11 protein-coding genes are annotated in these 11,951 nt (G+C 63.0%); 5 read left to right on the top strand and 6 right to left on the bottom strand.

Features of this window, described 5'->3' with window-relative positions; genetic code table 11:
- The first annotated feature begins 134 nt into the window (after positions 1-134).
- Positions 135-431: a hypothetical protein gene (locus QP994_RS09200; RefSeq protein WP_284856304.1), complete on the top strand. Its 297-nt coding sequence runs from the start codon at positions 135-137 to the stop codon at positions 429-431.
- Positions 432-544: 113 nt separating this feature from the next.
- Here the strand turns inward: QP994_RS09200 and QP994_RS09195 are convergent, their stop codons facing one another.
- From QP994_RS09195 to QP994_RS09185, 3 genes are all read right to left on the bottom strand, one after another.
- The gene (locus QP994_RS09195) at positions 545-2,050 is read right to left on the bottom strand and encodes a succinic semialdehyde dehydrogenase (protein ID WP_284855664.1); all 1,506 of its coding nucleotides are present in this window, start codon (positions 2,048-2,050) and stop codon (positions 545-547) included.
- A gap of 62 nt (positions 2,051-2,112) precedes the next feature.
- Complete coding sequence (locus tag QP994_RS09190; RefSeq protein ID WP_284866378.1) at positions 2,113-3,411, bottom strand: M20/M25/M40 family metallo-hydrolase; 1,299 nt, start codon at positions 3,409-3,411, stop codon at positions 2,113-2,115.
- Positions 3,404-4,201 carry a serine hydrolase gene (locus QP994_RS09185; protein WP_284866376.1) on the bottom strand — a complete coding sequence of 266 codons (798 nt, stop codon included), beginning with the start codon at positions 4,199-4,201 and terminating at the stop codon, positions 3,404-3,406. The genes QP994_RS09190 and QP994_RS09185 overlap by 8 nt, the downstream gene beginning before the upstream one ends.
- A 27-nt stretch (positions 4,202-4,228) precedes the next feature.
- Here QP994_RS09185 and amn point away from each other — a divergent pair, with 27 nt between their 5' ends.
- Genes amn through QP994_RS09170 form a run of 3 tightly spaced genes read left to right on the top strand, consistent with a single transcriptional unit; the run spans position 4,229 to position 7,398 of the window.
- Positions 4,229-5,638 (top strand): AMP nucleosidase, encoded by a 1,410-nt coding sequence (amn, locus tag QP994_RS09180; protein ID WP_284866374.1) that lies wholly within the window; start codon positions 4,229-4,231, stop codon positions 5,636-5,638.
- Between the two features lie 30 nt (positions 5,639-5,668).
- Positions 5,669-6,868 carry a glycosyltransferase 87 family protein gene (locus tag QP994_RS09175; protein WP_284855670.1) on the top strand — a complete coding sequence of 400 codons (1,200 nt, stop codon included), beginning with the start codon at positions 5,669-5,671 and terminating at the stop codon, positions 6,866-6,868.
- Between the two features lie 5 nt (positions 6,869-6,873).
- Entirely contained in the window at positions 6,874-7,398 is a 525-nt protein-coding gene (locus QP994_RS09170; RefSeq protein ID WP_284855671.1) for a gamma carbonic anhydrase family protein, read from the top strand.
- Here the strand turns inward: QP994_RS09170 and QP994_RS09165 are convergent.
- Together QP994_RS09165 and QP994_RS09160 are read right to left on the bottom strand one after the other, a co-directional pair.
- Positions 7,354-8,409, bottom strand: a complete 1,056-nt coding sequence (locus QP994_RS09165; protein ID WP_284866372.1) for an ROK family protein — start codon at positions 8,407-8,409, stop codon at positions 7,354-7,356. The two genes, QP994_RS09170 and QP994_RS09165, sit on opposite strands and share 45 nt — an antisense overlap.
- A 21-nt stretch (positions 8,410-8,430) precedes the next feature.
- Positions 8,431-9,168, bottom strand: coding sequence for an NAD-dependent deacylase (locus tag QP994_RS09160; protein ID WP_284866371.1), 738 nt, complete (start codon positions 9,166-9,168; stop codon positions 8,431-8,433).
- A 44-nt stretch (positions 9,169-9,212) separates the two neighbouring features.
- On the opposite strand from QP994_RS09160, the gene QP994_RS09155 reads away from it, so the two are divergent.
- The gene (locus QP994_RS09155; protein ID WP_284866369.1) at positions 9,213-10,868 is read left to right on the top strand and encodes a DUF885 domain-containing protein; all 1,656 of its coding nucleotides are present in this window, start codon (positions 9,213-9,215) and stop codon (positions 10,866-10,868) included.
- Positions 10,869-10,887: 19 nt separating this feature from the next.
- Here the strand turns inward: QP994_RS09155 and QP994_RS09150 are convergent, their stop codons facing one another.
- Complete coding sequence (locus QP994_RS09150; protein ID WP_502870037.1) at positions 10,888-11,946, bottom strand: AbrB family transcriptional regulator; 1,059 nt, start codon at positions 11,944-11,946, stop codon at positions 10,888-10,890.
- Positions 11,947-11,951: the final 5 nt, after the last annotated feature.

Genomic DNA, 11,951 nt, shown 5'->3' with positions numbered 1-11,951 from the left:
GATGCCGGCGCCACATTCATGCTCGACCCAACACCACAACCACAAGAAAAACAATAACCATGCACTCAGGACTTGAATATATTGATGGTTAGTGGCATGTCGGGGATCCCGGTATCGGACCAGAGGAAGACTGGATGATCAGCGTTGCTGAACTTATGCTGTGCTTTATCACCATTCATACCGATAATGGCAATCATGAGTTCTTCTTCGGCGCGAATCCCGTGATGGTTTTCGGCGTTGAACCGGAGCTGGTACCGGATTATGACATTGATGAATTCATCGACTTCTTTACCACTGCTTACCCGGATGCAGTAGAGGGTATCAACCGTTTTGTAGATACCTACCGGGTGGTGTCTACAGATACTGAACCGCGGTATCGATCTGAAGCGTCCTGGGGTTTTAATTCCGCTTCATTTGCGACCCTGTGTTGATGGGCCGGGTGGAAAACATCCGGGGCGCCCCACTATGGCGCTCCCCACGTGGGCACCTGGTATCCAACACCATCCACCTCTACGGAGCGATGACGCTCCTGTATGGGAGGTAACTAGCGCAGGATGTCACGGCCGTACTTCAGTGCGGCCGTGAGTAGGCCTGCCCATTTCTCGGGAGCCAGGCCTTCCGGGCCACCGATGGGCACGATGCGCTGCTCAGCGACGGTACGGGACTCGGTGTACTTGAGCAGACCACCGTCGCCGTGGCGGCGGCCCACGCCGGAGCGCTTCCAGCCACCCATGGGGGCGCCGATGGAGGACCAGCCGGCGGAGTAGCCCTCGTTGATGTTCACGGTACCGGCCTCCAGGTGGCGCGCGATCTCCTGCGCGGTGGAGCTCTTGCCGAAGATGGACGCGTTCAGGCCGTACTCGGTGTCGTTGGCCTTCGCGATTGCCTCCTCATGCGAGTCGACGACCTCGATGTACACCACCGGACCGAACACCTCTTCGCGGTACAGGCGTGCGTCTTCCGGCACGTTCAAAAGTACGGTCGGGGCGTAGAAGTTCGGCCCGATGTTCGGCAGGCGCTTGCCACCGGTGGCGACGGTAGCGCCCTTAGCCACGGCATCGTCGACGAATTCGGCGACGGTATCGGCGTGGTCTGCAGAGATGAGGGAGCCCATGTCGATGTCCCAGTCGTGGCCCGCGCCGATCTTCATCTTCTCCACGCACCGCACGAACGCCGGGATAAACCGATCCGCCACGTCACGGTGGACGTACATGCGCTCAATGGAGATGCACAGCTGGCCCGTGTTGGAGAAGCATGCGTGGCGTACGCCAGATACAGCCTTATCCACGTCCACATCTGCCGTCACAATCAACGGATTCTTCCCACCCAGCTCACCGGAGAAACCGATGAGGCGTTCACCGGCCTGGGCAGCGAGTTTGGCACCGGTGGCGGAAGAACCAGTGAACATGAGGTAATCGACTTGCTCCACGAGAGCTTGGCCCACTTCGCGGCCGGAGCCAGGGATGACGGTGAGGACGTCCTTGGGCAGACCTGCTTCGGCGAGCAGTTCAGCGGCGCGCAGCGAGGTCAGCGGAGTGTTGGAGTCCGGCTTCAGCACCACGGTGTTACCGGCCAGGATCGCGGGGATGGCGTCCGAAATGGCCAGCACCAGCGGGTAGTTCCATGGGGCGATGATGCCTACAACGCCGACGGGGGCGTACTGGACCTGCGTCTTGGTGGCAATCGGCAATGCCACCTTCGCGCGGTCCGGCGACAGGAGTTTCTCCGCGCGGTAGGCGTAGTGGCGGGCAGTCAACGCGTTATCAAGCACCTCTTCGAAGGCGGCGCGACGGTTCTTGCCGTTCTCGTCCTGGATGATGTCCAGGAGTTCGTTCTGGTGCTTGAGCACCAGGTCGTGGTAGCGCAGCATGATCTTCTTGCGCTCTTTGACCGGGGTGGCTGCCCACTCGGGCTGCTTGGCGCGGGCGCGCTCCACGATCTGCGTGGCAGTTTCAGCGCCGTAGTAGTTCGTGGTGCCGACGATGGTGCCGTCGGCAGGGTTCTTGATTGTGATGGTCGTGTCAGAATCATTGTGCAGGCGCGTTGTCATAGTCCCCCAAGATAATGCACTTCTGCCTTTCGGGGCAGGGGGTTCGGGAGAAAACTTTCGCCTTAGAACACGAACTTGTGCACCAAAGAGCGGTACGCCTTCGTGGTCAGTTCCACATCTTCGATCTCAACGTATTCATCGTGCGAGTGCAGTTGGTCGAGTACTTCACCGAACCCACGACCAGCAGCGTGCAGAGCAAAACCGTAGCCCACTCCACCTTTGCGGCGGCCGAAGCGGAGGTCGGAACCACCGGCGGCAATCGTCGGCACGACGGGCACGCCGGGGAAGAACTCCCCGAAGGTTTCCACGATCGCCTCGTACAGCGGCCCGGAGGCGGGGGATACGGTGGCGTCTTCAGTGATCAAGTGCTCGATTTCCACCCGGTCCGCCAAATCGCCGAGCGCTTCCCGCAGTACCTCGTCGACTTCCTCCTGCGTCTGCCCAGGCAGCGGACGGATGTCCAGTTCAACGTACGCGTTCGACGGCAGCACGTTGATGGCTCCACCGGCACGGATCACGGTCGGCGCCACGGTGAGGTGGCTCATGGCGTGGGAGTAGCGGGCAAGAGGGCCAAGCGCCTCATAGTTTTCCCCGCGGAGCAGCTGCTGCTCCGTCGAGGGGTCGAAGCGGAAGGCACGGACGTAGCCTTGCCACAGGTCATCGGAGACAACAGGGGGCTCGATGCTGGCCAGTCGACGCGCAACTTCGCCCACCAGCCCCACGGTCAGCTCCCGCCCATATGGCGCAGACCCGTGGCCGGCGTCGCCGTGGATAGTGATGCGCCGTTGCGCCGCACCCTTCTCACCCACGACCACAACGAGAGCGTCGGGCAGGTGGGACCCAGAGGTCTCGGAGAGGCAGTTGCGCCAGCTGAACGCGTCCGGCTCGTGTTCGGCGATCCAGCCGGCGCCGAGTCCACCGCGGGCCTCCTCATCAGCGCAGCCCACGAAGGTCAGGGTGCCGCGCGGCCGCTGCGCCGACTGCGCCACTTCGCGCGTGACCGCCGCCATCGCTGCGGTGATGAACAGCATGTCCATCGCACCCCGCCCGTAGATACGTCCGTTCTCAATTTCCGCACCGAACGGATCCTTCGTCCATTTTGGCTTATCCACGGGCACCACATCCGTATGCCCCAACAACGTCAACGGCTCCGCCTCAGGGTCCGCCCCTTCGACGGTGAATGCGACGGACACGCGACCGGGGTGTGGCTCAAAACGCTGTACTTTCACATCCGTGTCGGCGAAGAACTCTTCCAGGGTTTCAGCGTTGCGTACCTCCTGGCCGGAATCCGGGGTGAGGTCATTGACGCAGGCGTTGCGGATGAGTTGGCGTAGCAGATCGATGGTGGTTTGTTCAGTCAACCTTTGCCTCCTTGAGATAGTCGGCGACCTGGGTGAGTGCCTCTTGGCAGTCTTCCTCGGAGCCGTCGAGGGAACGGGCAGCGATGGCGATGCCGTACGTGGTCTGGCCAACCGTGATGAAGCCGAATTGGCGGGTGTGCCATGATCCGTCGGGTGCATCGGACCAGCCGCCCTTGAATGGCACATTATCCAGTTGGCCTAGGCCGTAGCGATGTTCGTCCACAATTTTACGCATTTCGACGATCACTGGGTTATCCGCCGGCACCTCCGCCAACTGGTACCCGTACCGCGCCTGACCAGGCAAAGTCCACGATGTGGTGCCCCATGCAGGCTCCGGGGTGACCGTGACACCACTCTTAGCGATCTCCTCTGACACCAGTCGGCCCGCCTCCGCATCCGAACCAATGCAGACCCACAGCTGATCGGTGGCATCATTGTCTGACCACTCGATGGCCGCCTCTGTGAGTCCCTCTAGCGCACTCTCCCCGTATGGGCAGTGCTCTTGGGCCACCAACGCAATGGGCACTTTGATGGTGGACCACGCCGGCATGACGCCCACGGAACCTGCGGTGATGTCCTGTGTGCCGTCGAAAAGCGCCACGCCCACCTGGACACCCTGCTGCTTCTCAATCACAGCCACCTTCTTATCCAGGTCGCCCAATTCAAGGTGTGGTCCATCCGGAGCAGCAGACACCGGTCTCAACTCAGGCGACGGCAACTCCTCCACGCGCGAGCAACCGCCCAGGAGCACCCCAAAGGCGCCCGCCAGTGCCACATGCCGCTTATTCACACCGAGGATCTTATAGGCTTGGGCGGCATGGGGCAGTTGGATGTAGTGGGAAGTGTGAGTGAGGCCGTCGATAAGCTAAAAGAGCTGTATGCGGCGTCCTGTGCACGCGCGCGTGAATGCGTCGCTACCGGCGACTATGCGCGCTACAACGAGGTGCTGTACCCGAAAATCGCGGTGCGCATCACTGAATGGAAACCCATCGACCGCTCCCAACCCTTCGGCTACGTGGATGAGGCCGGCACTTACTCAGCGGTGATCTCGCGGCCCGACATGATGGAGGCCTACCTGCGCCACCAGCTCGAATGCCTGGCCACCAACTACCCGTGCGAGATCTCGGTCGGCTACTCCGACGTGGGCATTCCGCCCGAATACATCCGTGGCCACGTCCCCGTCAGCGAAGCACGCCGCACTGACATCCCGCGCCCCACGCTTGACGACGTCCACGATGCCATCATCGACGCCGACTGGGACGCCTTCCACGGCCCCGAAAAACCCCTCTTCCACTTCGGCCCCCAACGTTTCGACATCGCCTGCGAACGGATTGAGCACTACACCGGCATCGAAGTGGACTCGGTGCAGCGCTACATCCTGTTCACTAACTACGACATGCACACCCGCGAATTCGTGCGCTTCGGCTTGAGCGAACTCGCGCGGGAGGGAACCCGGTACACCGCCCTGCTGCTGCCAAATGGGCGACGTATCACCCCCGCTGACGTTGCGTCCGTGGACGAGATGGCTGCTGACGTGACCTCCAGCTACCAGATGCCACGCTACGACCTGGTGGCGGAAAACAATTCCGGCGTCACCATGATCAACATTGGCGTGGGGCCGTCGAATGCGAAGACCATCACGGACTGTTTGGCGGTGCTCCGCCCCGAGTGCTGGATCATGATCGGGCACTGCGCCGGCCTGGACGCCCGCATGCGGATCGGGGACCTCATCCTAGGCAACGCCTATGAGCGGCGCGACCACGTACTGAACAACCACATCGAGCGTGAACTGCCCATCCCGGCGATCCCAGAGATTCAGCGGACGCTGGAGAAGACCGTCAAGCGGATCTATGGGGATGAGGAGCAGTCCCTCATGCGCACGGGCACGGTGCTGTCCACGGATGACCGCAACTGGGAGTGGCAGACCCCGCGGGACCTGTGGGCGTGGCTGCGGGGGTCGACGGCGGTGGCGGTGGACATGGAGTCCTCCACCATCGCGGCGAATGGCTACCGCTACCGCGTGCCGTATGGGACGTTGTTGGCGGTGTCGGATCTGCCGTTGCATGCGGTGCCGAAGTTGCCGGCGGCGGCGCAGGCCTTCTACTCCAATTCGAAGGAGGCGCACGTGATGTGTGCCGTGCGGACGATGGAGAAGTTAGCTAAAAATCCGGAGCGGTTACGGACACGTAAGTTACGTCGCACACAAGGCGAGGTTCCCTTCCGCTGATTTGCCCATCCAGGGGGTATCTTTTTCACTGTGGAAACCGGTGAGAAGCGCAGTGTAAAACAATTCGCAGGTCAGGCAACGGTGGCGGGTGCGCTGCTTGTTGCGCTCGTGGTGTTTGTGTACCGGTACTGGGCGAATTTTGAAGAGTACAACAGTGTCTTCAAAACAGACATCCCCCTTGACCTGTGGATTTACCTGCGTGGCGGGGAGCGTGTCATCGCGGGAGAGGACCTGTACAGCGGGTTCCTTATTTTTGACCTGCCGTTTACCTACCCGCCGTTTTCGGGGCTGCTGTTCGCGTTCTTGAGCGTGCTCGATGACATCACGGTGACGGTGCTCTGGCACACCATGTCCATCCTGGGGACCCTGCTGGTGCTGTGGTTATGCTTCGTGCGGCTGGGGGTGAAGATGACGCCGGTGTTTGCCGTCATCCTTCCTGCTTTGGCCGCTTTCTTCCTTCTGGGTACGGAGCCGATGCACGCCACCCTGTTCTGGGGCCAGGTGAACATCCTGCTCATGGTGTTGGTGTGTTTGGATTTCCTGACCGGCAAGTACCGGCTGCCCGGTATCGGGGTGGGTTTGGCTGCCGGGATCAAGCTGACACCGGCGTTTTTCGGGTTGCTGTTTTTGGTGCAGCGACGGTGGGTGGCGGCGCTCGGGAGTATTGTCACGTTCCTTGTCACCGTCGTCGTGGGGTGGCTTGCGGTGCCGGACGCGAAGGCCTTCTGGACGGACGCCATGTTCTCCTCCGACCGCGTCGGTGACCACTCGAATCCGGGAGCGCAGTCCATCAAGTCGGTGTTGGTGCGCGACTTCGGCATTGAGTCCGGTGCGGTGTGGCTGGTGCTGGCCCTTGTCACCGTGGCGCTGGTGGCGTGGGCTGCGTGGCTGGCGGTGCAGCGCGATAACCTGCCCCTGGCGGTTGGCTTCGTGGGGTTGGGTGCGTGCCTTGTTTCACCGTTTTCTTGGTACCACCACTGGGTATGGATTGTTCCGCTGGGCGTGGCCATCCTCGTCGGTGTGAATCGTGCCGCGGCGCGCGTCATGCCGGCGCAGCTCGCGGGGTTAGTGTCCTGCCTCGCCTTGTTCCTCGTGATGGTGCCGTTCTCGGCGGTGAACATCGAACCCATCGTGGGCCAGCTGCGCTCCTCACTGTACGTATACACAGGTCTGGCGCTGATCATTGGCTACATTATCTACGCCCAGATCGCGCGCATCCGGCTACGCTAGGGCGCATGCTCTACAGCTTCGAAGGTGCGCACCCGGTTATTCACCCGACGGCGTTTGTGGCGAAGGAAGCCACGATCATCGGCAACGTCACCATCGGCCCGGACGCGGCGATCTTCCCTGGCGTGGTCATTCGTGGGGACGTCGGCGCCATCCACATCGGCGCCCGCAGCAATGTCCAGGACGGCAGCGTCATCCACGTCCAAACGGACACGGAGAACGTCATCGGGGAGGACGTGACCATCGGCCACCTCGCCATGGCCCATGGGGAGCGCATCGGCAACGGCACCCTCATCGGCATGGGTGCCACAGTCCTCGCGTACTCCACCATCGGCGCAGGCTGCATCATTGGGGGTGGGGCAGTGGTCCTTGAAGGTCACGACATCCCGGACGGCTCCCTCGCAGCCGGCGTTCCCGCCAAAGTCCGCCGCGAACTCAGCGCAGAGGAGCGCGCCGGGCTGATCACCCACGCAGCGAAGTACGTGGACCTAGGGCGTCGCCACCGCGAGGGGCTCACGGAGTACCAGGTCTAGGGCCACAGCCCGGGCAATATCGCGCACCATTTCGCGGTGCGTGGGAATCATCCGCAGGGACGCGTTCGGCAGGGCGGAGCGGACGGAGCGGGCGAAGAGGGAGGGGGCCAAGGGGTCGTCGATAAGCGCGGAACCTGCGACAACCAACGCGGGAGTCGAGTGCTCTTTCATGAGCTCTGCGGCGAGCTCGCCAAGTTTCTGCGCGCGCGCATCAAGCTTTTTGCGTAACGACGCATCCCCCGACGCCGCCTTAACCGCCTCAACCAGCGCCTGGCCGCCGAGCACCCCACGGGTGGTCAGATCCGGCCGGTCAACCGCGATGGGCAGCACCCCCTTGTCCTGAGTGACGGCCGCACCGATGGAATCGTCCGCGAACAGGGCCATCATCGGCGCACCATCCACCGTCAGTGCGGACTGGATCTCTGAACCGATGATCGCGGACACCGCCGACGTCACCTGCACGGGCACCGAGAACTGCTCCCGCATCTCGGAGCCGAACGGCGCATCTGTCCACCCCAGGTTCGGCGCGTTGACCACGCCGTCGGGGCTGACACTACCGGATGTGGTCACCCCCACCGTGGCCAGCGGGCGCCCCAAGTCCGCCATGAGGCGGTTGAGCCCAGCCATGATGTGCTGGATGAAGTCGTCCTGGCTCATATCGGCGACGTGGATATCCAGTTCGGAGTCGCGGATGGTGCGGCCTTTGATGTCAAAGAGCGCGATGTAGGTGGAACCAGTACCCACGGCGATGCCGGCGTGGATGGCGGGAGTGTCTGTCAGCTCTAGCGGGATGATGGGGCGACCGCGGCCCTGGGAGCGGGTGAGGTCGGTGCGCTCGGTGACGTACCCGGCCCCCATGAGTGCGGCGATGGCCCGAGTGACGGTGGGCTGTGAGAGGCCGGTTGCGGTGACGAGCTCACTGCGGGAGGTCACCTGGTTGAGCCGCACGAGGTGAAGGCATTTTGCCGTCGGGTTGTGCGGGCGCGAGAAGGCGGACCACTGGGTCTTCATAACGAATATATTACGGCCTACCTAGTCAAGGTCTGCTATCAGTGCGGGGAGGGCGTTCGCGGCGGTGTCCAGAAGTGTGACGGTGGCAAGCGGCGTGAGGTCGGTTTCCATGGGTGTGACCTCGATGATGGGGGTGCCTTGTTCGTGGGCAAGACGGGGGAGTCCGGCGGCGGGGTAGACCACGCCAGATGTGCCCACAATGACCACGAGGTCAGCCTCCCGCATGCGCCGTTCCGCCTCCTCCCATTCGCGCGCGGGGAGGGGCTCGCCGAACCAGACGACGCCAGGCCGGACGAGGTTGCCGCACAGGGGGCATTGCGGAGGCGCAGGCTTTTCCACGTCCCCCTTATACGGCCGCCCACACACCGCACAGCGGTAATGGAAAAGCGAGCCATGCAGGTGCACCACGTCGCGGGAACCGGCACGCTCGTGGAGGTCGTCGATGTTCTGCGTGGTCACGGTTAGGGGGGTATACGTGGCCCATTTCGCCAGTGCCAGGTGCCCCGCGTTGGGCTCCGCCTGGCTGGCGAGGTGGGCGCGCCAGCGATACCAGGCCCACATGGTGTCGGGGTCTTTGGCCCAGGCGTCGATGGACGCCATTGCGGTGGGGTCCACGTTTTCCCAGATGCCGGTGACGGCGTCGCGGTAGGTGGCCAGGCCGGAGTCGGCGCTTATGCCGGCGCCGGTGAACACTTCGACGCGGCGGGCGGTGGCTACGAGTTCGCGGGCGTGATCAAGGGCACGGTCTGATGCGGTCATGGGCCTCACTCTAATGGGGCGGATCATCGGTACACTCTTCTTTTATGTGTTCACCGGAGCGGCAGCCGTCCCTGCTTGATGCCACCTGCGAGGACTTTGTGTATGACCTTGCGGAGCTTTCGCCCACCTTGGCTACCACCTTGGGCATCGACGGGTATGACGACCAGTTGCAGGATTTCTCCCCGGAGCATTGGGGTGCGTTGGCGGATCGGATCAGGGATCTGATCGCGGACGTGGATGCCCTGAATGACGGGACGGATTCGTCGGACGATGATGATGATTTTGATTCCGTCGATTACGTTACCGGCGCCATCCTGCGTGACCGCATGGCGGTGGAGTTGGATCTGCACCACAGTGGTGAGGATCTGCGGATGCTCAATAACGTGACGTCCCCGGTGCAGGTGATCCGTAACTGTTTGACGGTGATGCCGAAGGAGACGCAGGAGGACCTGGATAACCTCACGACCCGGTTGTTTGCGGTGCGGACGTCGTTGGCGGGCTACCGGGAGTCTTTGGCGGAAGCGGCCAGTCATGGTGATGTGGCGACGCAGCGCCAGATTAATGCGGTGATCAGCCAGTGTGAGGCGCTGGGGGAGCACGGCTCCGTCCTGGAAACTTTGGGGCTTGCCGCTGATGCGGAGTCCGTCGCTGAGGCGAAGGACGCGTTCAGTGAGATGGCGGATTGGCTCTCCACTGAGCTTGCGCCGTTGGCCCACCACGAGGATGCGGTAGGCAGGGAGCGCTACGAGCTGTTTTCGGAGTTCTTCCTCGGCCGTTCGGTGGATTTGGATGATGCGTATGAGTGGGCGTTGGAGGAGTTGAGGGGGGTCGTCGATAAGCAGCAAGCTTTGGCGCGCGAGCTTTACGACGAATGCACACCCCGCAGCGCCTGCAAGCGCCTGGACGCGGACCCGAATTACACGATCACGGACCGCCATGCGCTGGTGGAGTGGATGCAGCGGACCACGGACCAGCTGATTGAGAAGCTGGACGGCACGATGTTCACTCTGCCGGAGGAGATCCGCACGCTGGAATGCCGCGTGGAGGAGACTGGCACGGGCGGCATGCTGTACACCCCGCCGTCGGAGGATCTCACGCGCCCTGGTCTGCTGTGCTGGTCTGTGCCGGAGGGCCAAGACGCATTCCACACGTGGCATGAGCTGGCGCGCATTTGCCATGAAGGTGTGCCCGGCCATCACGTGCAGCAAGGCATCGCCATGACGCAGCGCGACACCCTCAACTTGTGGCGCCGCGCCATCAATTGGAACGCCGCGCACGGCGAAGGGTGGGCCGTATACGCCGAGGCCCTCATGGGTGAGCTGGGGCTTTTCGACGACCCCGCCTACCGCATGGGCCTCCTCGACTCCCTGCGTTTGCGCATGGCGCGCGTGGCCGTGGACATCGGTGTGCACCTGCAGAAGAAGACCCCGGACGGCTCCGGCTACTGGGACGCCCCCTACGCCAAGGCTTTCCTGCGGGAGAACACCGCGATGAATGAGCAGAACCTCACCTTTGAGATCGACCGCTACATGGGCTGGCCCGCCCAAGCCACCTCCTATGCCCTGGGGTATCGCGACTGGATGGACCTGCGCTCCAAGGCCCGCGACCGCGGCATGACCCTGCGCGAGTTCCATGACAAGGCCCTGCGTTTGGGGTCCATGCCGATGGACATGTTGGCGCACCAGATCTTGGACGCCTAGCCGCGCCTAGCATCGGCTTTTAGTCGCGGCGTTTGTCCATGCGGCGCAGGATCGTGGGCAAGGCTGCTGCGAACACCACGATGCAGATGAGCCGAATCAGCTGCAACGCGACCACCGCTGGACCCCCACCGCCTTCGGCAGACAGCGCCAGCACCGTTTCAATCGCGCCGGGGCTGGTGGCTAGGTAGCCCTCGAAGTAGGTGATACCCAACCACTTGGCCACGCCCCATCCGGTGCCGGCACAGGCCCCCATGACCACGATGATGAAGGTGATGGTGGCGGGCAGCAGGCTGGCAAAGTGCTTCAAAGCAGGCACGCTGAGCCCCCCACCGCAGGCCCAGCCGATGGACAGGAAAGCCATGATGGCGAGTGGTTCGGGCGGGGCGAGGGGGATGGGGAGGAGACTGGCGATAATCGCTGTGAGGATCAGCGGCCCAAAAACCGCCGGTGCGGGGAGGTGGCACCAGGAGGCGATCGGTTTGCCGACCATGGCCACGGCGATGACCAGCAGCCACATCCACCAGGTCACTTCAATGCCCGCGGCGTGGTTGCTTCCTGGTGTGGGTAGGAAGGATGCGACGAGTGGCAGTGTCATGGATACCGCTAATAGCCGCAGGTATTGAGTGAGCGCGACGTAGCGCATGTTGGCGCCGAGTTCAGTGGCTAGCGCTGGCATGATGGAGGACCCGCCGGAGAGCATGGACAGCACACCAGTTTCGCGGCTGACGCCTTCGCCTCGTTTGGTGGAGTAGCGGGCAAGCAGAAGCCCGCCAACAAAGCCGATGCCCACGATCACGGCCGCGGACACGAGGCCCGGCACGAGGTAGCGCGCGAGTTCCCCCACTGGCACCCCCGCCAGGGGTAGTGCGGCGAGAACGCCGATGATGCCACGGCAGAACTGGTAGAAGGTGGCGTTGAGCTTCAGTTCTCGCCCGGTGCCCAGGGCGGAGGCGCCGGAGACGATGATCCCAGCCAGAATCCAGGCTGCCGGCACATGGAGCAGGGTCAACGCGTATCCAAGCAGTACCGACACGGGTGCCACGATCATCCATCGGCTGCGTTGTTCCACGTTTGGCATAGTAG

Source organism: Corynebacterium sp. MSK044 (genome assembly GCF_030232825.1).
Lineage (GTDB): Bacteria > Actinomycetota > Actinomycetes > Mycobacteriales > Mycobacteriaceae > Corynebacterium.
Note: the sequence above shows the minus strand (reverse complement) of the source record. Positions and strands in the feature narration are given on the sequence as shown.